The 22,311-nt window shown below is 69.7% G+C and carries 23 protein-coding genes; 14 read left to right on the plus strand and 9 right to left on the minus strand.

Translation table 11 applies throughout. The features are described 5' to 3' along the window. Window positions 1-92: 92 nt before the first annotated feature. From clpA to DR046_RS01110, 5 genes are all read left to right on the plus strand, one after another. Entirely contained in the window at window positions 93-2,426 is a 2,334-nt protein-coding gene (clpA, locus tag DR046_RS01090; protein WP_115379082.1) for an ATP-dependent Clp protease ATP-binding subunit ClpA, read from the plus strand. A gap of 7 nt (window positions 2,427-2,433) precedes the next feature. Further along, entirely contained in the window at window positions 2,434-3,501 is a 1,068-nt protein-coding gene (locus DR046_RS01095; RefSeq protein WP_115379084.1) for a M23 family metallopeptidase, read from the plus strand. A gap of 51 nt (window positions 3,502-3,552) precedes the next feature. Then, on the plus strand, window positions 3,553-4,293 hold the full coding sequence (locus DR046_RS01100) for an SDR family NAD(P)-dependent oxidoreductase (protein ID WP_115379086.1): 741 nt from the start codon (window positions 3,553-3,555) through the stop codon (window positions 4,291-4,293). A 121-nt stretch (window positions 4,294-4,414) separates the two neighbouring features. Further along, window positions 4,415-5,767, plus strand: a complete 1,353-nt coding sequence (locus DR046_RS01105; protein WP_115379088.1) for a TldD/PmbA family protein — start codon at window positions 4,415-4,417, stop codon at window positions 5,765-5,767. Next, window positions 5,754-6,551 (plus strand): 3'(2'),5'-bisphosphate nucleotidase CysQ, encoded by a 798-nt coding sequence (locus tag DR046_RS01110; RefSeq protein ID WP_370815444.1) that lies wholly within the window; start codon window positions 5,754-5,756, stop codon window positions 6,549-6,551. The genes DR046_RS01105 and DR046_RS01110 overlap by 14 nt, the downstream gene beginning before the upstream one ends. Window positions 6,552-6,560: 9 nt before the next feature. Here DR046_RS01110 and DR046_RS01115 read toward each other — a convergent pair whose 3' ends face one another. Next, the gene (locus tag DR046_RS01115) at window positions 6,561-7,253 is read right to left on the minus strand and encodes a rhomboid family intramembrane serine protease (RefSeq protein WP_115379091.1); all 693 of its coding nucleotides are present in this window, start codon (window positions 7,251-7,253) and stop codon (window positions 6,561-6,563) included. 77 nt (window positions 7,254-7,330) lie between these two features. On the opposite strand from DR046_RS01115, the gene trpS reads away from it, so the two are divergent. Further along, entirely contained in the window at window positions 7,331-8,350 is a 1,020-nt protein-coding gene (trpS, locus tag DR046_RS01120; RefSeq protein WP_115379093.1) for a tryptophan--tRNA ligase, read from the plus strand. Between the two features lie 12 nt (window positions 8,351-8,362). Here the strand turns inward: trpS and DR046_RS01125 are convergent, their stop codons facing one another. Both DR046_RS01125 and DR046_RS01130 read right to left on the minus strand, forming a co-directional pair. After that, on the minus strand, window positions 8,363-9,523 hold the full coding sequence (locus DR046_RS01125; protein WP_115379095.1) for a WD40/YVTN/BNR-like repeat-containing protein: 1,161 nt from the start codon (window positions 9,521-9,523) through the stop codon (window positions 8,363-8,365). A gap of 60 nt (window positions 9,524-9,583) precedes the next feature. Beyond that, window positions 9,584-10,483 (minus strand): LysR family transcriptional regulator, encoded by a 900-nt coding sequence (locus tag DR046_RS01130; RefSeq protein ID WP_115379097.1) that lies wholly within the window; start codon window positions 10,481-10,483, stop codon window positions 9,584-9,586. Between the two features lie 131 nt (window positions 10,484-10,614). On the opposite strand from DR046_RS01130, the gene DR046_RS23455 reads away from it, so the two are divergent. After that, window positions 10,615-10,755 (plus strand): hypothetical protein, encoded by a 141-nt coding sequence (locus tag DR046_RS23455; protein ID WP_167766821.1) that lies wholly within the window; start codon window positions 10,615-10,617, stop codon window positions 10,753-10,755. A gap of 108 nt (window positions 10,756-10,863) precedes the next feature. Here DR046_RS23455 and DR046_RS01135 read toward each other — a convergent pair whose 3' ends face one another. Continuing rightward, complete coding sequence (locus tag DR046_RS01135; protein WP_115379099.1) at window positions 10,864-11,280, minus strand: tellurite resistance TerB family protein; 417 nt, start codon at window positions 11,278-11,280, stop codon at window positions 10,864-10,866. 88 nt (window positions 11,281-11,368) lie between these two features. On the opposite strand from DR046_RS01135, the gene DR046_RS01140 reads away from it, so the two are divergent. Then, complete coding sequence (locus DR046_RS01140) at window positions 11,369-12,949, plus strand: lysine--tRNA ligase (protein ID WP_115379101.1); 1,581 nt, start codon at window positions 11,369-11,371, stop codon at window positions 12,947-12,949. 56 nt (window positions 12,950-13,005) lie between these two features. Continuing rightward, window positions 13,006-13,404, plus strand: a complete 399-nt coding sequence (locus DR046_RS01145) for a DUF4864 domain-containing protein (RefSeq protein WP_115379103.1) — start codon at window positions 13,006-13,008, stop codon at window positions 13,402-13,404. A gap of 406 nt (window positions 13,405-13,810) precedes the next feature. Here the strand turns inward: DR046_RS01145 and DR046_RS01150 are convergent, their stop codons facing one another. Continuing rightward, entirely contained in the window at window positions 13,811-15,100 is a 1,290-nt protein-coding gene (locus DR046_RS01150) for a PP2C family protein-serine/threonine phosphatase (protein WP_167766824.1), read from the minus strand. A gap of 225 nt (window positions 15,101-15,325) precedes the next feature. Between DR046_RS01150 and DR046_RS01155 the strand changes: the two genes are divergently transcribed. Further along, window positions 15,326-15,592, plus strand: coding sequence for a hypothetical protein (locus DR046_RS01155; protein WP_167766826.1), 267 nt, complete (start codon window positions 15,326-15,328; stop codon window positions 15,590-15,592). A gap of 15 nt (window positions 15,593-15,607) precedes the next feature. On the opposite strand, the gene ilvA is transcribed toward DR046_RS01155, so the two are convergent. Together ilvA and DR046_RS23460 are read right to left on the minus strand one after the other, a co-directional pair. Then, window positions 15,608-16,840, minus strand: coding sequence for a threonine ammonia-lyase IlvA (ilvA, locus tag DR046_RS01160; RefSeq protein WP_280652817.1), 1,233 nt, complete (start codon window positions 16,838-16,840; stop codon window positions 15,608-15,610). Next, the gene (locus tag DR046_RS23460; RefSeq protein ID WP_167766828.1) at window positions 16,833-17,588 is read right to left on the minus strand and encodes a hypothetical protein; all 756 of its coding nucleotides are present in this window, start codon (window positions 17,586-17,588) and stop codon (window positions 16,833-16,835) included. The genes ilvA and DR046_RS23460 overlap by 8 nt, the downstream gene beginning before the upstream one ends. A 165-nt stretch (window positions 17,589-17,753) precedes the next feature. Between DR046_RS23460 and DR046_RS23465 the strand changes: the two genes are divergently transcribed. The 3 genes from DR046_RS23465 (at window position 17,754) to DR046_RS01180 (ending at window position 20,609) form a co-directional block, all read left to right on the plus strand. Beyond that, entirely contained in the window at window positions 17,754-18,218 is a 465-nt protein-coding gene (locus DR046_RS23465; protein WP_167766830.1) for a PRC-barrel domain-containing protein, read from the plus strand. Window positions 18,219-18,292: 74 nt separating this feature from the next. Then, entirely contained in the window at window positions 18,293-19,516 is a 1,224-nt protein-coding gene (locus DR046_RS01175; protein WP_115379114.1) for an argininosuccinate synthase, read from the plus strand. Window positions 19,517-19,589: 73 nt separating this feature from the next. After that, window positions 19,590-20,609, plus strand: coding sequence for an AbrB family transcriptional regulator (locus tag DR046_RS01180; protein ID WP_115379116.1), 1,020 nt, complete (start codon window positions 19,590-19,592; stop codon window positions 20,607-20,609). A 31-nt stretch (window positions 20,610-20,640) separates the two neighbouring features. On the opposite strand, the gene DR046_RS01185 is transcribed toward DR046_RS01180, so the two are convergent. Continuing rightward, entirely contained in the window at window positions 20,641-21,147 is a 507-nt protein-coding gene (locus DR046_RS01185; protein ID WP_115379118.1) for a fasciclin domain-containing protein, read from the minus strand. A 202-nt stretch (window positions 21,148-21,349) separates the two neighbouring features. Between DR046_RS01185 and msrA the strand changes: the two genes are divergently transcribed. Further along, window positions 21,350-21,979, plus strand: a complete 630-nt coding sequence (msrA, locus tag DR046_RS01190) for a peptide-methionine (S)-S-oxide reductase MsrA (RefSeq protein WP_115379120.1) — start codon at window positions 21,350-21,352, stop codon at window positions 21,977-21,979. Window positions 21,980-21,985: 6 nt separating this feature from the next. On the opposite strand, the gene DR046_RS01195 is transcribed toward msrA, so the two are convergent. Next, complete coding sequence (locus DR046_RS01195) at window positions 21,986-22,306, minus strand: HNH endonuclease (RefSeq protein ID WP_115379122.1); 321 nt, start codon at window positions 22,304-22,306, stop codon at window positions 21,986-21,988. Window positions 22,307-22,311: the final 5 nt, after the last annotated feature.

Raw genomic sequence — 22,311 nt, forward strand, 5'->3', positions numbered from 1 at the left:
GAGAAAAAGGTTGAAGCCCCCGTGGGGACAACCAAAACTTAAGAAGACGCGGCCCATACTCCCATGTGCTGCCGACGGCTAAGGAGAACACCATGCCTTCGTTCTCGAACACTCTTGAACAAGCCATCCACGCGGCTCTCGCGCAGGCCAACGCGCGCCGTCACGAACTGGCCACCCTGGAACACCTGCTGCTCGTGCTCATCGACGAGCCGGACGCGGCCCGCGTGATGCAGGCCTGCGGCGTCAACCTCGAGGAGCTTCGGCAGACCGTCGAGGAATTCATCGAGGACGACCTCTCGACCCTCGTGACCGAGGTCGAGGGCTCCGAGGCGGTGCCCACCGCGGCGTTCCAGCGCGTCATCCAGCGTGCGGCGATCCACGTCCAGTCCTCGGGCCGTACCGAGGTGACCGGCGCCAACGTGCTCGTCGCCATCTTCGCCGAGCGCGAATCGAACGCGGCCTACTTCCTGCAGGAGCAGGACATGACCCGCTACGACGCGGTCAACTTCATCGCCCATGGCGTCGCCAAGGATCCCGAGTTCGGCGAGGCCCGCCCGATCCAGGGCGCCGACGAGAGCGAGGAGCAAGGCCAGGCCCACGAAAGCGGCCCCAACCCCTCCGAGAACCGCGAAAGCGCGCTGGCGAAGTATTGCGTCGACCTCAACAAGAAGGCGGCGAAGGGCGACGTCGATCCGCTGATCGGCCGCGATCACGAGGTCGAGCGGTCGATCCAGGTGCTGTGCCGCCGCCGCAAGAACAACCCGCTGCTCGTGGGCGATCCGGGCGTCGGCAAGACCGCCATCGCGGAAGGCCTGGCGTTCAAGATCGTCCAGGGAGAGGTCCCGGATGTCCTGGCCGGCGCCACGATCTATTCGCTCGACATGGGCGCGCTGCTGGCGGGCACCCGCTATCGCGGCGACTTTGAGGAGCGGCTGAAGGCGGTCGTGACCGAGCTCGAGGAACATCCCGACGCGGTGCTGTTCATCGACGAGATCCACACCGTGATCGGCGCCGGCGCCACCTCCGGCGGCGCGATGGACGCGTCGAACCTCCTGAAGCCCGCGCTTCAGGGCGGCAAGCTGCGCACCATGGGATCGACCACCTACAAGGAGTTCCGGCAGCATTTCGAGAAGGACCGCGCGCTGAGCCGCCGGTTCCAGAAGATCGACGTCAACGAGCCTTCGGTCGAGGACACGGTGAAGATCCTGAAGGGCCTCAAGTCCCGCTTCGAGGATCACCACTCGATCAAGTACACGGCCGACGCCATCAAGTCGGCGGTGGAGCTGTCGGCGCGCTACGTCAACGACCGCAAGCTGCCCGACAAGGCCATCGACGTGATCGACGAGGCGGGCGCCGCGCAGGCGCTGGTCGCCGAATCGAAGCGTCGCAAGACCATCGGCGTGAAGGAGATCGAGGCCGTTGTCGCCAAGATCGCCCGCATCCCGCCGAAGAACGTCTCCAAGGACGATCAGGAGGTGCTGCGCGATCTGGAAGCCTCGCTCAAGCGCGTCGTCTTCGGCCAGGATCCGGCCATCGAGGCGCTGTCGTCGGCGATCAAGCTGGCCCGCGCCGGCCTGCGCGAACCGGAGAAGCCCATCGGCAACTACCTTTTCGCGGGCCCGACCGGCGTCGGCAAGACCGAGGTGGCCAAGCAACTCGCCGACACCCTCGGCGTCGAGATGCTGCGCTTCGACATGTCGGAATACATGGAGAAGCACGCCGTCTCGCGACTGATCGGCGCGCCTCCGGGCTATGTCGGCTTCGACCAGGGCGGCCTGCTGACCGACGGCGTCGACCAGCACCCGCATTGCGTGCTGCTGCTCGACGAGATCGAGAAGGCGCATCCGGACGTGTTCAACATCCTCCTGCAGGTGATGGACCACGGCAAGCTGACCGACCATAACGGCCGGGCGGTGGATTTCCGGAACGTCATCCTGATCATGACGTCGAACGCCGGCGCCTCGGACGCGGCGCGCGCCCCGCTTGGCTTCGGCCGGGAGCGGCGCGAGGGCGAGGATACCGCCGCCATCGAGCGGACCTTCACGCCCGAGTTCCGCAACCGCCTGGATGCGGTCGTCAGCTTCGCGCCGCTGCCGAAGGAGACGATCCTGCAGGTGGTCGAGAAGTTCGTCCTCCAGCTGGAGGCGCAGCTTCTGGACCGTGGCGTCACGATCGAGCTTTCGAAGGACGCGGCCGAATGGATCGCGGACAAGGGCTACGACGACAAGATGGGCGCGCGGCCGCTGGCCCGCGTGATCCAGGAGCACGTGAAGAAGCCGCTCGCGGAGGAGCTTCTGTTCGGCAAGCTGGCCAAGGGCGGGCTGGTCCGGGTCGGGGTCAAGGACGGCAAGCTCGACCTGCGGGTCGAGGAGCCGGGCGCGCCGAAGATCTCGAACAAGAAGCCCCCGCTTCTGACCGCCGAGTGATCGGCGCATGACCAGCGGATCAACAAGGAAAGGCCCCCGACACGGGGGCCTTTTCGCATGGGCGGCCGGGCGGCGGCGTTGGACGAGATCGCCGGGCGAGCTTGCCCTGACACGGCCGCGGAAGGCCGGTGCGCGGCGAGGTCTCCGGGGGCCGCTGCTGCCCGCAGGGGCGCTGGCGCTGCTCGCCGCCCCCGCCGCAGCTCAGGACCTGTCGCTGCGGCTGCCGCTCGACTGCCGGCTGGGCGAAACCTGCTTCATCCAGCAATATGTCGATGCCGATCCCGGACCCGGGGCCACAGACCACACCGGCGGGCCGCTGACCTATGACGGCCATCGCGGCACCGATTTCCGCGTCTCCGACCTGGAGGCGATGGAGGCCGGGGTGCCGGTCCTCGCCCCGGCCGACGGCATCGTCCGCGCGACGCGGGACGGCATGGCCGACCGGATCATGACCGACCCGGAGGAGGTCGCGGGGCGCGAATGCGGAAACGCGGTCGTCCTCACCCATCCCGGCGGATGGGAGACGCAGCTCTGCCACCTGGCACGCGGCTCCGTCCGCGTGGCCGAGGGCGACCGCCTGCGCGCGGGCGACGAGGTCGGGCGCGTCGGCCTGTCCGGCAGCACCCAGTTCCCCCATGTCCACCTCTCGGTCCGGCGCAACGGGCAGGAGGTCGACCCCTTTCCCGCCGGGCTGTGGCAGGACCCGCCCACCTACGAGCCCGGCGGCTTCCTCTCCATCGGCTTCTCGGACGCCGTCCCCGACTACGCCGCGGTCAAGGCGGGCACCGCCGACGCGCCCGGCCTGCCCGTGACGGCCCCGGCGCTGGTCCTCTGGGCGTCGCTCTTCGGCGGGCGGGTCGGCGACACGGTCCGGCTGCGCATCCTCGGCCCGGCGGGGCAGGAGGTCTTCGCCCATGACGCCCTGCTCGACCGCACGCAGGCAGAGCTGTTCCGCGCAGCGGGCCGTCGCACACCGGGCGAGGGCTGGCCCCAAGGGCTCTATCGCGGAGAGGCCGTGCTGCTGCGCGACGGCACCCCGGTCGACCGGATCGAGACGGTGCTCCCCATCCGTTGACGCCCGCGCGCCGGGCGGCCATGGCTGTCCCGGTCAAACCCGGAGGGCTCCATGACGGACCGTATCGCACTCATCACCGGCGCCGCGCAGGGCATCGGCCTCGCCTGTGCCGAGGCCCTGGCCGAGGACGGCTGCCGCGTCGTACTCGCCGACATCAAGGACAGCGTCCACGCCGAGGCCGAGCGTCTCGGCGGCCACGGCTATATCTGCGACATGGGCGACCCCGCGCAGATCGCCGAGCTATTCGACAAGGTCGAGGCAGAGGTCGGACCGGTCTCCGTCCTCGTGAACAACGCGGGCATCGCCATCGGCGCCGACTTCCTCGAGATGACCGAGGCGCAGTTCCGCAAGGTGCTCGACATCAACCTCGTCGGCGTCTTCCTCGCAACGCAGCGGGCGGCGAAGACCCTGGTGGCCGAGGGGCTGCAGGGCGCCATCGTCAACATGTCCTCGATCAACGCGCAGGTCGCGATCCCGCAGATCGCCGGCTACTGCGCGTCGAAGGGCGGCGTCATGCAGCTGACCAAGGTCGCCTCGCTGGCCCTCGCGCCTCACGGCATCCGCGTCAATGCGGTCGGTCCGGGCTCGATCGACACGGAGATGATGGCCTCGGTCAACGCCGACCCCGCCGCCTTCACCCGCGCCATGTCGCGCACGCCGCTGAAGCGGCCGGGAACCGCGCGGGAGATCGGCGACGTCGTGGCCTTCCTCGCCTCGTCCAAGGCGAGCTACGTGACCGGCGAGACGATCTATGTCGACGGCGGGCGGCTCGCTCTCAACTACACGGTCTGACGTCGGGGGCGGGCCTCGCGCCTTCGGGCGGGGGGCCCAGTCGGCGAGGGCGTTCGGGCGCGACCTTGAGACTGGGCTCGCGCGAGGCTACCTCGCAGGGCAACCCCAGACGAGAGCTCCGATGACCGACCGCACCGACCTGTCCCGCCTCACCGAAGAGCTGCTCCATGTCGCAAGGCGCGCGGGGGCCGAGGCGGCCGACGCGCTCGCCGTCGACGGAACCTCGATTTCCGTCGACGTGCTGAGGGGCAGGCTGGAGCAGGCCGAGCGCGCCGAGGGCGTCGAGATCGGCCTGCGCGTCCTGATCGGCAAGCGGCAGGCCTGCGTCTCGGCCAGCGACACCAGCGCCCGCACCATGGCCGAGATGGCCGAACGCGCCGTCGCCATGGCCCGTGCCGCCCCCGAGGACCCGCATGTCGGGCTGGCCGATCCGGAGGCGCTGGCCCGGGACTGGGACGTCGCCGCGCTGGACCTCGTGGACGACGCCCCCACGCCCAGCCCCGAGGCGCTGCAGGACATGGCCGCGCGTGCCGAGGCGGCCGCGCTGGCGGTGGGGGGCGTCTCGCAGGTCGGGTCGGCCGGCGCCTCCCACGGTGACCGGCGCATCCATCTGGCCGCGACCAACGGCTTCTCGGGCGGCTACCGTCGCACCGGCACCTCGCTGTCATGCGTCGCGATCACCGGCGAGGGCACGAAGATGGAGCGCGACTATTACGGCGACAGCCGCGTCCACCTGTCCGATCTCGACAGCCCCGAGGAGGTCGGCCGCCTCGCCGCCGAGCGGGCCGTCGCCCGGCGCGGCGCGACCAAGCCGCCGACCGGGGCCTATCCCGTTCTCTACGACGAGCGGGTCGCGGGGCAGTTGATCGGCCACCTGCTGGGCGCGATCAACGGCGCCTCGGTGGCGCGCGGCGCGAGCTTCCTGCGGGGCGCGATGGGCGAGGCCGTGCTGCCCGACGCGATCGACCTCGTCGAGGATTCGACCCTGCCGCGCATCTCCGGCTCGAAGCCCTTCGATGCCGAGGGACTGCCCGTCGGCCCCCGGCGCCTCGTGGAGAACGGGGTGCTGAAGGGGTGGGTGCTGGACCTCGCCACGGCGCGCAAGCTGGGGCTGACCAGCACCGGCAATGCCGCGCGCGGCACCTCGGCCCCGCCCTCGCCCAGTGCAGGGAACGTGCTTCTCACGCAGGGCGATGCCACGCGCGAGGACCTGATCGCGCAGATGGGAACGGGGCTGCTGGTGACCTCGATGATCGGCTCCTCGATCAATCCCACCACGGGTGACTATTCGCGCGGCGCCTCCGGGTTCTGGGTCGAGAACGGCGAGATCGTCCGGCCCGTGAACGAATGCACCGTCGCGGGCAACCTGCGGCAGATGCTGCGCAGCCTGATCCCCGCGAACGACGCGCGGACCCATATCGGACGGCAGGTGCCGTCGCTACTGGTCGAAGGGCTGACGATTGCAGGCGGCTGAGGCCGCCGCCACGGCCGAGGGAGATCGCGACCTGCTCTGCGAGGCCGCGATGGAGGCGGGCCGGATCGCCCGCTTCCATGCCACGCGCGACCTGCGCGTGCGCGACAAGGGGGACGGGCAAGGGCCGGTCACGGCCGCCGATCTCGCCGTCGACGCCATGCTGCGCGAGACGCTGACGGCCGCCCGGCCGGACTATGCCTGGCTGTCGGAGGAGAGTCCGGACGACCCGGCACGCCTGAACGCCCGCCGCGTCTTCGTCGTCGACCCGATCGACGGCACCCGCGCCTTCATCGCCGGAGAGCCGACCTGGGCCCATTCCCTCGCCGTGGTCGAGGATGGCGTGCCCGTCGCCGCAGCGATCTACCTGCCGATGAAGGACCGGCTCTATGCAGCCGCGCTGGGCGCCGGGGCGACGCGCGAGGGCTGGCCCATCGCGCCTTCGGGTCGGACCGTGCTGGACGGGGCGGAGGTATTGGGCGCGAGGCCCGCCTTCCGCGACGAGGTCTGGCGGGGCGGCACGCCGCCGATCGCGCGGCGTTGGGTGTCGTCGCTGGCCTTCCGGCTGGCGCTGGCCGCCGAGGGGCGCTTCGACGCGATGCTGACCCTGCGCGAGACCTGGGAATGGGACATCGCGGCGGGAGCGCTGATCGTGACCGAGGCCGGCGGGGCCGCCACCACGCGGTCCGGCGCCACGCTGCGCTTCAACAACCCCCTGCCCCAGGTTCCGGGCGTTGTGGCCGGAACCCATGCGGTGCAGAAGGCGCTGCTGACGCGGCTGGCCTGACCGGGTAGCTCAGCGCCTCCGGGCACGCTTGCGGAGGCGGTCCCACTCGCCCGGGAACAGCAGCACCGCGATTCCGTAGCCTGCGGCGAAGCCGGTCAGGTCGGCGATCCAGTCGGGGACCCAGGACAGGCCCGCGCCCGAGGCCAGGCCGAAGACCGGCTGGATCGCCAGCAGGAAGCCGATCAGCAGGAAGGCCCGGTCCGCCGGCGCGCGGGTCAGACCCTTGCGCGTGAGCAGCGTGAACGCCCCGATCAGCCCGTAGGCCGCAGGATAGCCGCCGAAGAGGGGCCGCTCCGTCGAGAACAGGATCAGGTAGGCCGCCGCCCCCGCCAGCGCCGCGCCCCAGAACACCAGCCAGACGCGCCAGCCGCGATAGACCGGCGCCACCGCGTTGCCGATGGCCAGCACGAAGACCACCACGAAGGCGGCATGTCCGAACGAGCCATGCAGCAGCGGATAGGTCAGCAGGCGCGCCCATTCGCCCGCGAGCATCTGCCGCGTCTGCAGCATCCAAGCGAAGAGCGGGTCGAACACGGCCCAGTCGCGGATCGCGGTCAGCCGCCAGCCCACCGCCTCCTGCCCGCCGATGAACCCGGCCTCGCCGGCCTGGAACATCAGCTCGATCCCCGCAATCACGACGGCAAGGACCACGATCTCGGGCGGCAGCGCGTTGAACGGGCTCTGGTTGCGGGGGTCGTGCATGGGCGCTGCCCTTCGTTGACGCGGAACGCCGGCAGGGCTAAGCGATGCGCCCGACCAGCGCCACCCCGGAGCCACCGATGCCCGAGCCGACCTTCACCCCCCGCGTCTTTTCCGGGATCCAGCCCTCCGGCGGGCTGACCCTGGGCAACTATCTGGGCGCGATCGTGAATTTCGTCGACTGGCAGGAACGGGGGACGCATCAGACGGTCTATTGTATGGTCGACCTGCACGCGATCACCGTGCCGCAGGACCCCGCGACCTTGCGCCACAACACGCGCGAACTCTGCGCGGGCTTCCTCGCCTCGGGCATCGACCCGGAGCGGTCGATCCTGATCAACCAGTCCCAGGTGCCCGAGCACGCGCAGCTGGCCTGGATCTTCAACTGCGTCGCCCGCATGGGCTGGATGGAGCGGATGACCCAGTGGAAGGACAAGGCCGGTGCCAATGCCGAACGCGCCTCGCTGGGCCTTTTCGCCTATCCCGCGCTGATGGCCGCCGATATCCTGATCTACCACGCGACCCATGTCCCCGTGGGCGAGGACCAGAAGCAGCACCTGGAACTGACGCGCGACATCGCCGCGAAGTTCAACCACGATTTCGGGGTCGAGTTCTTCCCGCTGACCGAGCCCGTCATCGAGGGTGCAGCGACCCGCGTCATGTCGCTGAAGGACGGCACGCGGAAGATGTCCAAGTCCGACCCGGTGGATGCCAGCCGCATCAACCTGACCGACGACGCGGACACGATCGCGAAGAAGTTCCGCAAGGCCAAGACCGATCCCGATCCCCTGCCCGGCACGCCCGAGGGGCTGGATGGGCGGCCGGACGTGCGCAACCTCGTGAACATCTACGCGGCACTCGACGGGCGTTCGGTCGAGGCGGTGCTCTCCGAGAAGGAAGGCGGCCAGCTCGGCCATTTCAAGCAGGACCTCGCGGACCTTGCGGTGGCGAAGCTGTCGCCCGTCTCGACCGAGATGGCGCGCCTGATGGCCGACCCGGCCGAGATCGACCGCCTGCTGGCGCGCGGTGCCGAGCGGGCGCGGGAGATCACGGTGCCGATCCTCGAGAAGACCTACGAGATCGTCGGCATGGTGCGGTAGGACCGACCCGCTTCAGGCGGGGCGTGCCAGCGGCACCGTCTCGACCCCCAGCACCGTCGGCAGGTGGCGCGCGATCTCCTGCCAGGTGTCGCCCTCGTCTGCACTGGCAAAGACCGATCCCGTGTTGGTTCCGAAATAGACCCCCGCCGGGTCGGCCTCGTCCCCGGCCATGGCCTGCCGCAGCACGGTGAAGAAGCACGCCTCCTGCGGCAGGCCCTCGCGCAGCGCTTCCCAGCTGCGGCCTCCGTCCCGCGACCGCCAGACCGCCGCCGCCGCGCCGGGCGGGAAGCGGCCCGCCATGTCGCCGTTCAGCGGGATCGTCCAGATCGTGTCCGGGTCGCGCGGATGAACCCGGATCGGGAAGCCGAAGGTCGAGGGCAGGCCGGCGGTGACGTCGTCCCAGCTGCGCCCTCCATCCGCCGACCGCCAGACCCCGTGGTGGTTCTGCTGGTAGAGGACGTCCCCGTTCCCCGGCGCGCGCATCATGTTGTGGACGCAATGGCCGGTCTCGCCGTCGCGCGGCGCTGCGGGGTGGTCATGGCCTGCGCAGGCCCCGGCGTTCGACAGCCGGTTGCGCCTTTCCCAGCTGTCGCCGCCATCCTCGGTCGCGAAGACCCCGGCGGCCGAGATGCCGATCCAGAGCCGCCGCGCCTCCTCCGGATGGGGGGCGATGGTGTGCAGCGTCAGCCCGGCCGCGCCGGGGGTCCAGCTTCCGGCGGAGGGATGGTCGGTCAGCCCCCGGACCTCCTCCCAGGACTCACCATCGTCGAGGCTGCGCAGCAGCCGGGCGGGCTTCGTCCCGGCCCAGAGCACGCCATGAGCGCGCGCCAGGCTCCAGACCTGCTCGAACGCGCCGCCGAAGGGCGGCGTCGCCCCGGTCCAGCCGATCATCGCGGCGAAGCCCGGGTCGTTCGCCGCCCAGTCGTCCATCCGGCCGGTCGTCAGCTGCCACCGCGTCCAGGTCTCGCCGCCATCGTCGGAGCGCCAGACCCGCGCGCCCTCCCAGGCGCCGCCGCCTGCGGCCCAGATCCGTCCCGTCCCCGGGTCGGCGGCGAAATGGTTCACCGGCATCCCGTCGCAATGCGGCCCCGACACGCGCCAGCGCCCGCCCTCGGGGCGCAGCACGAAGGCCCCTTTCGTCGTCCCCACGCAGATCGCGATGTCGCGACTCATGTCATGCCCTCCCGCCCGGTGCCGCAGCGTAACACGCCGGCCCCGCCGCTCCAGCGAAGTTCACGCGCGCCATTCCGGCGGCAACTCCCGCAGGACCGCCGGCAGGGCCTCGGCACAGAACCGGATGAAGGCGCGGATCAGCGGGTCGGCATGTCCCGCCTGCGACGTCACCAGCCAGAGACCCTGCACGAGGTCCGGCTCCGAGAAGCAGAATTCCAGCTCCGGCAGCACGTCGCCCGTGGCCCGGGCGAGCAGGCCCACGCCCTCGCCCGCGCGGACCATGCCGACGACCCCGTCGAGCGACTGGATCCGCACCGGATGATCGTGAACCGGCAACCGCGCCTGCGCCATGCGAATCGGTTCGTGCTGCGCTTCCGGCCCGGTGCAGCAGACGATGCGATGCGCGGCCATGTCGCCATAGCCCGAGGGCTTGCCGTGGCGGTCGATGTAGCCCTTCGAGGCGTAGAACCCCCAGGGATGGTCCAGCAGCTTGCGCGCGACCAGCGTGTCGCCCGCAAGCCGGACCGCGACGCGCAGCGCCACGTCCGCCTCGCCGTCCTCCAGCGACAGGACGCGAGTCTCGGTATCGACCCGGATTTCCGTCTCCGGATGCAGCGCCTGGAAGCGCGGCAGCATCCCGGCGGCGTAGCGCAGCGCCGTCGGATGGGCCGTCAGCCGGATCACGCCCGAGACGCGCCGCGCCATCCCCTCGGCACGCAGGCGAAGCGCGTCGGCCGCCTCCTCCATTGCCTCCGCCTCCGCGCGTAGCCGCCGCGCCGCCTCGGTCGGGACGGCGCCGCGCGGACCCGGCTCGAACAGGCGCAGCGACAGCGCCGCCTCCAGCCGCGCAAGGCGGCGGCTCACCGTCGTCTGGTTGGTGCCGAGTGCCCGCGCCGCCCGGATGGCGGAACCATGGCGCAGCACCGCCAGGAAGACGCGGATATCGGACCAGTCGTACATGCCGTCCTCATACACCGCCGACGGCTGGGTTGGCCCTGCATTTTCGCAGACCCGCTCCGCAGAAGCGGCGCTTCCCGCAGCGCACCAGGCGACCGAGATCGGAGGGGCACGCCAACCGCAAAGGACAAGACATGCCACGCCTCCTCCTCGTCGCCACCCTCACGCTCCTGCCGCTCCAGGCGGCGGCCCTGACGATCATCGTCCCGATGCCGCCGGCCGACTTCCCGGAGCCCGCCCCCGACACGACCCGGGACCTGCCGCGGGAGCGGTGATCCCCTTCCGATGTCTCGCAACTATGCCCGCCGGAGACGGGCCCGTCGCCCGCCTCCGGCCGAGGGTCTGCCCCTGCGGCGCCAACAACGGAGTGGCGTCTGCGCCCCCTACAGGGGCAGGTGCCGTGCCCGCGCCCCGCGCTCGATGGCAGCGGCGTGCAGCGGATCGAGCGACAGCTCGTAGCGCAGCTCGCGCAGAAGCTGCAGCTCGGTCTGCAGCACATTCCCGTCCGCCGCGGCCACGTCGCAGGCCAGCGCATAGGCGGTCTCGTGATGGCTTTTCGGCAGCGCGCCGCGCACCAGCCCGAAGATCGCGTCGAGCCCGTCCTCTTCCTCCAGCAGGTCGAAGACGGTCTGCGCGACCTGCTCCATCCGGTCCGCATCGTAGCCCGCGAAGATCGGAAGCTGGTTCACGATCGCCTGGATCGTCAGCAGCTCCGAGGTCCGGATCGTCGCATCCGAGGCCGAGACCGTGATCATCAGGGCGACCAGGGCATCCTGGGCGGAGAAGGCGGGATCGGTCATGGGAAGCTCCTTTCGCTCGGATTTATTGACGGCGCCGCCCCGCCGCAATAGGGGACCAAGCCTGCCCCCCGACGGAAAGGACGCCCCCATGACCGCGCTCCGCGACGCCGCGATGACCTCTAAGGCCTGGCCCTTCGAAGAGGCGCGCCGCCTGCTCAAGCGCGTCGAACAGGCCGGGAAGGACCACGTCCTGTTCGAGACGGGATACGGCCCCTCGGGTCTGCCGCATATCGGCACCTTCGGCGAGGTGGCCCGCACCACCATGATCCGCCGCGCCTTCGAGGTGATCTCGGACATCCCCACCCGCCTGATCTGCTTCAGCGACGACCTCGACGGGATGCGCAAGGTGCCCGACAACGTGCCCGACCCGGCTGCGCTACGTGCCCATCTGCAGCTTCCGCTGACGGACGTGCCCGATCCGTTCGGCACCCATGACAGCTTCGGCGCGCACAACAACGCGATGCTGCGCCGGTTCCTCGACACGTTCGGCTTCGAGTACGAGTTCATCTCGGCCACCGCGTTCTATCGCGCCGGCCAGTTCGACGAGATCCTGCTGCGCGCCGCCGAACGCTATGACGAGCTGATGGCGATCATGCTCAAGACCCTGCGGGACGAGCGGCGTCAGACCTATTCCATCTTCCTGCCGATCCATCCCGAGACGGGCCGCGTGCTCTATGTCCCGATGAAGGACGTCTCGGATGGCCACGTCACCTTCGACGACGAGGAGGGTCGCGAATGGCGCCTGCCCGTCACCGGCGGCAACGTGAAGCTGCAATGGAAGCCCGATTTCGGGGCGCGCTGGGCCGCGCTGGGCGTCGATTTCGAGATGTACGGCAAGGACCACGCCGCCAACACGCCTGTCTACGACGCGATCTGCCGCACGCTGGGCGGTCGTCCGCCCGAGCATTTCACCTATGAGCTTTTCCTCGACGCCAATGGCGAGAAGATCTCAAAGTCGAAGGGCAACGGGCTGTCGATCGACGAATGGCTGACCTATGCCGCGACCGAATCGCTGTCGTATTTCATGTATCTCAAGCCCAAGACGGCCAAGCGGATGCATTTCGACGTGATCCCCAAGGCCGTGGACGAATACCACCAGCAGCTGCGCGCCTATCCCGATCAGGATACCGCCGGGCAGGCGAACAACCCGGTCTTCCACATCCATGGCGGCGACGTGCCCGCCTCGGACATGGTCGTGCCGTTCTCGATGCTGCTGAACCTCGCCTCGGTCGCGGGGGCCGAGGATGTCGAGAGGCTCTGGGGCTTCATCCGCCGCTACGCGCCCGGCGCCTCGCCCGAGGGGAACCCGCAGCTGCACGCGGCCGCCGAGGGCGCCGTGCGCTACTACAACGACTTCGTGAAGCCTGCGAAGACCTACCGCCTGCCCACCCAGCCCGAGCGCGAGGCGCTGGAGGCGCTGCGCAACGGGCTGCGGGGCTGGACCGGAGAGACCACGGACGAGGCGTTCCAGTCCCTCGTCTACGATGTCGGGCGCGACCGCTTCGACCCGATGCGGGCCTGGTTCCAGGCGCTCTACCAGGTGTTGCTCGGCGCCGATCAGGGCCCGCGCTTCGGCGGCTTCATCGCGCTTTACGGCGCCGAGGAGACGGCCGACCTGATCGATCGCGCGCTGGCGGGCGATCTGGTGCGCGACAGCGCGGCCGCTTGATCGTAGGCGCCCGCCCGCTACTCTCCTCGGTATCCACGCCGAGGAGATGCTGCCCGATGAGACGGATCCTGTTCGCCGCGGCCTTCGCCGCGCTCTGCACCCCGGCCCTCGCCCAAGAGGACGCCTTCGAAGGCGTGATCGGCAGACAGATCGAGGCGTTCCGCGCCGACGACTTCGCCACAGCCTTCACCTTCGCCTCGCCCGGCATCCAGGGCATGTTCCGCACGCCCGAGAATTTTGGCAGGATGGTTCGGCAGGGCTATCCCATGGTCTGGCGCCCCGAGAGCGTCGAATTCCTCTCGGCCCGCCCCGAGGGCCCCGGCTGGCGGCAGGAGGTGCTGGTCAGGGATGGCGACGGGCGACTGCACAAGCTGGCCTACACAATGGTCGAGACCGCCGAAGGCTGGAAGATCGCGGGTGTCCAATTGCTGCGCGCACCGGAGATTGGCGTCTGAAAGGACGCGATTTGAGCTGGGCTACTCCCGCGCAGGAAAGCCTCGACTTCGTCCCCAAGGCCGTTTCCCAGCGACCGCCGTCGCCGGTCGCGTGCTGGCAAACCCCGTCCCGACCTTTCGCACGAGACATGCCGGGGATCGCTGGGGCAGTCCCGGGGACAACGGCGGACCGGTCACGTTCCAGCGCGGGATTGGCCTGCAATGGCGTTCCCACGCGATTGACCCTTCGCGCTTCGTGCCGAACCCGAACTGAGCGCTGGTGGGCAAGAATCGTCGAGCGGCGGCTGGGGAAGAAGACAGGGCCGGAAACGGCGCCCCGAAGCAAACAGCATGTTCCGCGTCACTGGACAGGGCGAGCCCTGATCGGGTCCGCCGCCACCCATATCCCGGCCTTTCCTCTTGCCGCTCAGAGCGCCCGCCGATGTTCTGCCTCCTGTCCGGCGGCGAGGCCGTGGGCCATCCCGACCACCCCGGCCGACGGCTCCATCGGCTGATAGAGCATCGCCACCATAGAGACGTCGTCGTCGAAACCCTGGATTCCGGCATGGCGTCGCAGCCCGTGCTCGACATCGTCGATCGCCTGCGTCGCGTCGGATCGGACGGTGGCCAGAAGGTCGATCAACCCCTCCTCCTCCAGCATGTCGCCCCAGGTATCGGTGCTTTCGGTCAGCCCGTCGGAATAGGCGAAGACGAGGTCGCCCGGCTGCAGCCACAGCGTCTCCGCCTCGAAGGTGACGCCCGGGAACATGCCGACCGGCAGCCCGCCCTTCCCGTCCTTCTGGACCGTCCCGTCGGCGCGGCGGATCAGCAAATGGGGATGGCCGGCGCGACAGACCCGCATCTCGCCGGTGACGAGATCGACATAGGCGAGTACGGCGGTGAAATAGATATCGGTGTCGAAATGCGCCAGCATCAGGTCGTTGAGCCGCTGCATCACCCGCTCCGGCGGGTCGGGCCGGCCGTCAGGGGAGGTGAAGGCGATGTTGCGTCCGACCTCGGTGTCACGGAACAGCCCGGCGAGCCGTCCCGTCATCAGCGCCGAGGCGATCCCGTGGCCCGACACGTCCACGGAATAGAGCGCCACCTCGGTCGCGGAGATGTCGAACCAGCCGACGAGGTCTCCGCCGATCTGCTGGCAGGGCAGCAGGCGCAGCGACAGCCGCGTGTCGCCGACGCGGTGGCTGTCGTCGGGCAGGAAGGCGCGCTGCAGCTTGCGGGCCTCCAGCAGGTCGCGGTCGACCGCATCCTTCATCGCCTGGAGGTCGGCCAGGCTTTTCTGGATCTCGTGATTGCGATGCTCCAGCACCTCCTGCATGTGCAGGACCCGGCGCCCCGCCGCGATGCGGGCATGCAGCTCCGCCAGGTCGATCGGGCGGGTCAGGAAGTCGTCTGCGCCCGCGCGCAGGCCCTTGGTCTTGGTCCCCAGTTCCGAGTGAGAAGTGACGAGGATGAAATAGGCGAAGGTGTCGCCCCGCAGCCGACGGAAGGCGGCGCAGAATTCCGGCCCGTCGAGGCCCGGCATCTGCCAGTCGCTGATGACGATGCGGATGCGGTCGCCCTCCGGTCCCTGGCAGATCTCGAGCGCCTCCTCGGCCGAGGCGGCGGTGAGGACGTCGAAACCAGCCCGTTCCAGCACCGCGAACAGCAACCGTCGCTGCGCCCCGCTGTCGTCGACGACCAGGACACGGTACGGCACCGTTCGGATCGACGGCGACGGTTGGGACGTCTCGATATCGTTCATTGGCCTCGACCGCTTTCTGGTCCCCGTCTTGCACGCCAGGAATTAACGCAACGTGAACGCTTCGATTGCCGAGGTTTCGATCCGACCGTTTACCCGGGATTAAGTTCTGGCTGTCATCACGGTCCCATGGTCCAGATCAGCCGAATCCAGGAATTGCGCGAAGAGATCGGGGACGATGACATGCGTGCCGTCCTCGACATCTTTCAGGCCGAGGCCGAGCAGGTCATCCTCTCCCTCGACCTGCTCACGGACGACAACGCCTACGAGAAGGCGATCCACTTCCTGCGCAGCGGGGCTCTGAACCTCGGCCTGCTGAGCCTCGCCTCCGAGGCCGAGAGCATGCGGCACATCCCGAAGCCGCGTCGCGCGGCCGCGGCGCAGAACCTGAAGCGGACGCTGGATGCCTCGTTCGACAAGCTTAACCCGTTCTTCATCACCGCAGCCTGAGCCGTGGCCGTCCCGTCAGATTACCAGCTCGCCCAGCATCGGGTCGTCGCTGAGGTCCCGCCAGGTGAAGCCCCCTGCCTCCATCCGCGCCTCCAGCGCGGTGAACGCCTGCGGAGAGCTGCTCTCGATCCCGATCAGGACCGAGCCGAAGTTGCGCGCCGACTTCTTCAGGTATTCGAACCGGGCGATGTCGTCTTCGGGGCCGAGCAGGTCGAGGAAGTCGCGCAGCGCGCCGGGCCGCTGCGGCAGGCGAAGGACGAAATACTTCTTCGTCCCCGCGAATCGCATCCCCCGCTCCTTCACGTCGGGCAGCCGCTCGAAGTCGAAATTGCCCCCCGTCGTCACGCAGACGACGCGCCGCCCCGCGATCTCGGGGCCCAGGTCGCGCAGCGCGTCGACCGACAGCGCGCCGGCGGGCTCCAGTACGATCCCCTCCACGTTGAGCAGTTCCTGCATGGTGATGCAGACCCGATTCTCGGGCACGCGCAGCACGTGCTGCGGCGGCACCTGGCGCAGGATGTCGAAGGGCCGCGCGCCGATGCGGGCCACGGCGGCGCCGTCGACGAAGTTGTCGAGCCGGTCCAGCGTCACCGGCTCTCCGGCGGCCAGCGCCGCGGCGAGGGACGCGCCGCCCAGCGGCTCGACATAGCGGATCTCGGGCACGGTTCCCCGCGCCCGCAGGTAGGACAGCATCCCCGCCGACAGCCCGCCACCGCCCACGGGCAGGACCAGAAGGTCGGGCAGTCCGTCCATCTGCTCCACCATCTCGACCGCGACCGAAGCCTGGCCCTCGATCACGTCCCAGTCGTCGAAAGGCGACAGGAAGGCCGCGCCCGCCTCGTCGCACCAGTCGCGCGCGGCGGCCAGCGTGTCGTCGAAGAAGTCGCCGACCAGCCGGATCTCGACCCTGTCGCCGCCGAAGAGCCGGGTCTTGTCGACCTTCTGACCCGGCGTCGTGACCGGCATGAAGATCGTGCCGTCAACGCCCAGGTGCCGGCACATCCAGGCGACGCCCTGGGCGTGGTTGCCCGCGCTCGCGCAGGCCACACGCCCGCCATCCAGCTTGCGCATCGCGTTGAACGCCCCGCGCAGCTTGTAGGAGCGGACGGGCGTCAGGTCCTCGCGCTTGAGCCAGACATCGGCTCCGAAGCGGTCCGAGAGATAGTCGTTGCGAAGAAGCGGCGTGGCCGGGAAGACGGCGCGCATCGCCTCGGTAGCGGCTTCGGCGGCGCGCACGACCTCATTCAACGGATCGGCCCTCGACCACCACGCCATAGAGCGCAGTCAGCGTCGAGACCCCGACCAGCAGGCCGATCCAGCCGACCACACCCTGGTAGACGATGGTGATGAGGCCGAGGCTGCCCTCGATCGCGGTGGGCAGCTGCAGCAGCAGGAAGAAGCCGACCGTTATGACTGCCAGCGCCGCCACGGTCCCGGTATGGCCGCGCGTCGCCTCCATCGCCTCGCCGAAGCCCATCTGGCGCCCGATGGCGCGGGCGGGCAGCGACACGGCGAGCCGGTAGAAGACCAGCGCGCCGAGGAACAGCCCGACGACCGGGACAAGGGGGACGAGGACCGGAATCGCGACGGCCAGGGCGCCCAGCGGGATCGTGATGCCGATGATGGCCAGCCCGACCAGCAGCCCGATCAGGATCGACCGCCAGAGATAGCCCAGCATCTCCGGCCCGCGCATCGGCGGCAGCCAGCCGGTCGGCGTCTCGCCCAGCAGGACGTAGCGGTGCCAGGCCACCGTCACCCAGAGCGTGACGACGAGGTTCAGCACAAGCAGCGGCAGCGCCCAGACGCCGCCCGCCATCGCGGCGATCGCCGCCTCCTCCCCTCCCGTCTCCGGGAGCGTCGGGTCGACCTCGGGCGGTCCGACGATCACCGTCGCCGCGATCAGCACCAGATACGGCACCGCCGAGACACGCAGCGCGTCGCCCAGGTTCTCGATCAGCAGCGTGACCGCTCGCAGGAACAGCTTCCAGCCCAGCATCTTGACCTCCGTCCAGCGCCCCGGCCAGCCGTAAGGCCCGTCCCGATGCACGTCAACGGCAGGGAACCCCGGGGTGGAACCGGACGTTGCCCCCAATCCTGCACACAAGTCGGAGATCATTCCATGCGCATTGCCCCCATTCTCGCCGGAAGCGCGTTCGCGCTCATGTCCGCCGCCGCCTTCGCCGCCAGCCACACCGACGGATCTGAAACCGGCGACGCGACCCGGACATTCGACGCCGATGTGGCAACGACGGGCACCCCGCCCTTCTCGACGACCACGATCCAGTACGGCGAGAAATACCTCGCGACGACCCTGATCGGCACCACCGTCCACGCCACCGAGGTTGAGTTCGACGCCATGACCCCGCTCGCCGCCGGCACCGTGGCGGAGTGGGACGAGATCGGCGAGATCGGCGACATGATCATCGGGGTCGACGGCACCCTAGAAGCGGTCGTCATCGATGTCGGCGGCTTTCTCGGCATCGGCGCGAAGGAGGTCGCGGTCGACTGGGCCGCGCTCGAGGGCGTGCGAGAGGAGGACGACCCGTCGGAGTGGTTCCTCGTCGTCACGATCACCCAGGACGCGCTCGAGGCCGCTCCCGAGCTGGAACGCGTCCCCGCCGAGTGACCGCGCGCGCCGCGCCCCGCTTGCGGGCGCGCGCGATTGGGCCTACCCCGTCCCCCGGACAGACGGAGGCCCCCATGGACGCGCCCAAGAAGGTCGTGCTCGCCTATTCCGGCGGGCTCGACACCTCGATCATCCTCAAATGGCTGCAGACCGAATACGGCTGCGAGGTCGTCACCTTCACCGCCGATCTCGGCCAGGGAGAGGAGCTGGAGCCCGCCCGCAAGAAGGCCGAGATGATGGGCGCGAGTGCCGTCCATATCGAGGATCTGCGCGAGGAGTTCGTCCGCGACTTCGTCTTCCCGATGTTCCGCGCCAACGCGCTCTATGAAGGGCTCTACCTGCTCGGCACCTCCATCGCGCGGCCGCTCATCTCCAAGCGCCTCGTGGAGATCGCCGCTGCCGAGGGGGCCGACGCGGTGGCTCACGGCGCGACCGGCAAAGGCAACGACCAGGTCCGGTTCGAGCTGGCGGCTTATGCGCTGAACCCCGACATCAAGGTCATCGCGCCCTGGCGGCTCTGGGACCTGACCTCGCGCACGAAGCTCATCGACTTCGCCGAGAAGAACCAGATCCCCATCGCGAAGGACAAGCGCGGCGAGGCGCCTTTCTCGGTGGACGCGAACCTCCTGCACACCTCGTCCGAGGGCAAGGTGCTGGAGAATCCCGCCGAAGAGGCGCCCGACTACGTCCTGAGCCGCGTCACCCGGCCCGAGGACGCCCCTGACCAGCCCGAGATGGCCGAGATCACCTTCGAGAAGGGCGACGCCGTGGCCATCGACGGTGAGGCGATGTCCCCCGCCGCGATCCTGACCCGGCTGAACGAACTCGGCGGCAAGCACGGCGTCGGCATCCTCGACCTGGTCGAGAACCGCTTCGTCGGCATGAAGTCCCGCGGCATCTACGAAACGCCTGGCGGCACGCTCCTGCTGGAGGCGCATCGCGGGATCGAGCAGATCACGCTCGATTCCGGCGCGGGCCACCTGAAGGACAGCCTGATGCCCCGCTACGCGGAGCTGATCTACAACGGCTTCTGGTTCTCGCCGGAGCGCGAGATGCTTCAGGCCCTGATCGACAAGAGCCAGGAGCACGTCACCGGCACCGTGCGCCTGAAGCTCTACAAGGGCTCCGCCCGGACGGTGGCACGCTGGTCCGACCACAGCCTCTATTCCGAGGCGCATGTCACCTTCGAAGAGGACGCGGGCGCCTACGACCAGCGCGATGCGAAGGGCTTCATCCACCTCAACGCGCTGCGGCTGAAGCTGGTGGCGAACCGCAACAAGCGCGTGACGAAAGGCTGAGCGGGCGGCGCGGCGCCAGCCGGTTTCCCGGAAGGAGCCGGCGCAGCGTCCTCGAAGACGCTGCCCCGCCCGCATGAGCGTTGCGCGCCTCGCCGTGACCTTCGCGATCTGCGCCCTGGGCGTGGTCGCGTTCCGCCTGCTCTCCCTGCCGCTGCCGTTCCTGCTGGGGCCGCTGCTCGCCTGCCTGCTGGCGGCGCTGGGGGGCGTTCGGCTCGCCGCCTACACGCCCCTGACCGACCTGATGCGCACGATCCTCGGCGTCGCGGTCGGGGCCTCCATCACCCCGGCGCTGATGGGTGAGTTGCCCAGCATGGCGCTGTCGCTGCTGCTCTCGCCGCTTTTCCTGCTGGCGGCGGCGGCGGCGGGCTACCCCTACCTGCGCCGCACCTGCGGCTTCGACCGGGCGACGGCCTTCTACGCCGCCATGCCCGGGGGCCTTCAGGACATGCTCCTCTTCGGCGAGCAGGCCGGCGGCGACCCCCGCGCGCTGTCGCTGCTGCACGCGACGCGGGTCCTGCTGATCGTGGTGATCGTCCCGATGCTGCTGACGCTGATCTGGTCCATCGACCTGACCGAGACGCCCGGCGCCCCGGTCAGTGCCTTCACCCCGGCGGAGCTTCTGATCCTCGCCGCCGCGGGCCTCGTCGGCTGGAAGGCGGCGGCATGGCTCGGGCTGTTCGGCGCTTCGATCCTCGGGCCGATGATCCTGACCGCCGCGCTCTCGCTCGGGGGCGTCGTCACCCAACGCCCGCCCGCCGAGGCGATCCAGGCGGCGCAGTTCTTCATCGGCATGGTCGTCGGCGTGAAATACTCCGGCATCACCTTCGCCGAGGTCCGTCGCTTCCTGACCGCGGGCCTCGGCCACGCGGTGATCCTGACCTCCATCGCCGCGCTCTTCGCCGAGACCGTCGTCCTGTTCGGCCTCGCCCCGCAGATCGACGCTATCCTCTCCTTCTCGCCCGGGGGACAGGCCGAGATGGCGCTGATGGCTCTCGTTGCGGGGGCGGACGTGGCCTACGTCATCCTGCATCATGTCACGCGGATCGTGCTGGTCATCACCTGCGCGCCCTTCGTCTTCCGCTGGCTGCGCTGAGCACCGGCGGGACGTGCGCGACCGGCCCCGGTTACATGTCCTCCGGCGTGCCAGGCAGGATCGCGCTGCCGATCGTGTGGATCGTCACGTTGCCGAACTGGATATCCGGCGTCACGACCAGCGCGACCGTCTCGCCGGCGCCGGCGACCGAGATGACGTCGCCGTCCATCGTCAGCGCCAGCATCGTGCCGCCGAGGCTCTCGACCTCGAAGACCCCTTCGCCAGCCAGGATCGCCTGTTCGGCATCGGCCGCCATCACGGTGCCTTCGACCGCATAGCCCTGAATGACCGCGGCCAGCCTCTCCGGATCGCCGAGAACCTCGCCCAGAACCTCCTGCGGCGCGCTGGCCAGCGCTTCGTTCGTTGGCACGAAGACGGTCACCTCGCCGCCGGCCAGGATCGTCTCCAGCACGCCGGCCGTCTCGGCGGCCTCGACGGCCCTGCTGATCTCGGCGGGCGGGGCGTCCTGAGCGAAGGCAGGGGCGGTCAGGGCCAGGGTTCCGGCAGAGAGCAGGGAAATCAGGGCATGTCGCGTCATGGTCGGAGTCCTTTCCGTCGATGTCGGTCCCACCGCCGAAGGGCGGCCGGGCTGACACGTAGAACGGTGTTCCGTAGGGTCACACTATTCTTCAGGTTGTCCTCCGGGTCGGGCGCCAGACCCGTGATCCGGCCCCGCCGCTCACGCGGACGCGATGAAACGTCATTGGCGCGCCGCGCGTTCGCATCGCAAAGGAGATCCCATGAAACAGCTCATCCTCGCCACCCTCGCCCTCGCGCCGCTGCCCGCCGCCGCCGAGATGCAGACCGCCTACGTCGCCGGCGGCTGCTTCTGGTGCGTCGAGGCCGACTTCGAATCGGTCGAGGGCGTCGGCGACGTCGTCTCCGGCTTCACCGGGGGCACGACGCCCGATCCCGTCTACCGCCGCTCCGGCGATCATATCGAGGCGGTGCGGATTCCCTTCGACGACGAGGTCGTCTCCTACCGCCAGATCTACGACCTGTTCCTGCGCTCCATTGACCCGCTCGACGCGGGCGGCCAGTTCTGCGACCGGGGCCTCGAATACACCACCGCCATCTGGGTCGAGACGCCCGAGCAGCGAGAGGCTGCCGAGGCCGCCATCGCCGCCGCCGAGGCGGAACTGGGGCAGGAGATCGTGACCCCCGTCTACGAAGCGTCCGAGTTCTATCCCGTCGATGCCTACCACCAGGACTATTACAAGTCCGACGACCGCCTGGGCGTCACCTCTGTCGGCCTCTTCGTCACCAAGGCCGATGCCTACAAGCGTTACCGCGCCGGCTGCGGTCGAGACGAGCGCGTGCGGCAGGTCTGGGGCGACGACGCGCCCTTCGTCGGCGACACCGGAAGCTGACGGCCCCTACCGCCGCTTCCACCCCCGGCGCGCGCCCGGCGTTCTGGAATGGAAGTCGGCGGGCCGCTTGCGCACCCAGCGGATGAACTTCTCGAGCCGCGGATGCGTCCGGAGCGCCTCGGGCGTGTTCCACAGCCGCGCCAGCTCCGCCTCCGAGGCGCTGGCGTGGATCTCGTTGTGGCAGATCTGGTGGACCAGCACCGTCGGCCCGCCCTTCCCGCCGCGCAGCTTCGGGACGAGGTGATGGAGGCTCTGCGGCGTCCCCGGCAGGACCGGGCGCTCGCAGAGCGCGCAAAGGGGATGGTCCGAAGCGTCGGCATCTGACATGCCCC

It is taken from the genome of Jannaschia formosa (assembly GCF_003340555.1).
Taxonomy (GTDB): domain Bacteria; phylum Pseudomonadota; class Alphaproteobacteria; order Rhodobacterales; family Rhodobacteraceae; genus Jannaschia; species Jannaschia formosa.

Coding starts and splice junctions, on each gene's coding strand:
- trpS (WP_115379093.1), top strand. CDS start 7,331: ATGCCCGAGCCGACCTTCACCCCCCGCGTCTTTTCCGGGATCCAGCCC.
- clpA (WP_115379082.1), top strand. CDS start 93: ATGCCTTCGTTCTCGAACACTCTTGAACAAGCCATCCACGCGGCTCTC.
- DR046_RS01115 (WP_115379091.1), bottom strand. CDS start 7,253: ATGCACGACCCCCGCAACCAGAGCCCGTTCAACGCGCTGCCGCCCGAG.
- DR046_RS01140 (WP_115379101.1), top strand. CDS start 11,369: ATGACCGCGCTCCGCGACGCCGCGATGACCTCTAAGGCCTGGCCCTTC.
- DR046_RS01095 (WP_115379084.1), top strand. CDS start 2,434: ATGACCAGCGGATCAACAAGGAAAGGCCCCCGACACGGGGGCCTTTTC.
- DR046_RS01155 (WP_167766826.1), top strand. CDS start 15,326: ATGCGTGCCGTCCTCGACATCTTTCAGGCCGAGGCCGAGCAGGTCATC.
- msrA (WP_115379120.1), top strand. CDS start 21,350: ATGAAACAGCTCATCCTCGCCACCCTCGCCCTCGCGCCGCTGCCCGCC.
- DR046_RS01105 (WP_115379088.1), top strand. CDS start 4,415: ATGACCGACCGCACCGACCTGTCCCGCCTCACCGAAGAGCTGCTCCAT.
- DR046_RS01195 (WP_115379122.1), bottom strand. CDS start 22,306: ATGTCAGATGCCGACGCTTCGGACCATCCCCTTTGCGCGCTCTGCGAG.
- DR046_RS01125 (WP_115379095.1), bottom strand. CDS start 9,523: ATGAGTCGCGACATCGCGATCTGCGTGGGGACGACGAAAGGGGCCTTC.
- DR046_RS01180 (WP_115379116.1), top strand. CDS start 19,590: ATGAGCGTTGCGCGCCTCGCCGTGACCTTCGCGATCTGCGCCCTGGGC.
- DR046_RS01135 (WP_115379099.1), bottom strand. CDS start 11,280: ATGACCGATCCCGCCTTCTCCGCCCAGGATGCCCTGGTCGCCCTGATG.
- DR046_RS01130 (WP_115379097.1), bottom strand. CDS start 10,483: ATGTACGACTGGTCCGATATCCGCGTCTTCCTGGCGGTGCTGCGCCAT.
- DR046_RS23460 (WP_167766828.1), bottom strand. CDS start 17,588: ATGCTGGGCTGGAAGCTGTTCCTGCGAGCGGTCACGCTGCTGATCGAG.
- DR046_RS01185 (WP_115379118.1), bottom strand. CDS start 21,147: ATGACGCGACATGCCCTGATTTCCCTGCTCTCTGCCGGAACCCTGGCC.
- DR046_RS23455 (WP_167766821.1), top strand. CDS start 10,615: ATGCCACGCCTCCTCCTCGTCGCCACCCTCACGCTCCTGCCGCTCCAG.
- DR046_RS01145 (WP_115379103.1), top strand. CDS start 13,006: ATGAGACGGATCCTGTTCGCCGCGGCCTTCGCCGCGCTCTGCACCCCG.
- DR046_RS23465 (WP_167766830.1), top strand. CDS start 17,754: ATGTCCGCCGCCGCCTTCGCCGCCAGCCACACCGACGGATCTGAAACC.
- DR046_RS01175 (WP_115379114.1), top strand. CDS start 18,293: ATGGACGCGCCCAAGAAGGTCGTGCTCGCCTATTCCGGCGGGCTCGAC.
- DR046_RS01100 (WP_115379086.1), top strand. CDS start 3,553: ATGACGGACCGTATCGCACTCATCACCGGCGCCGCGCAGGGCATCGGC.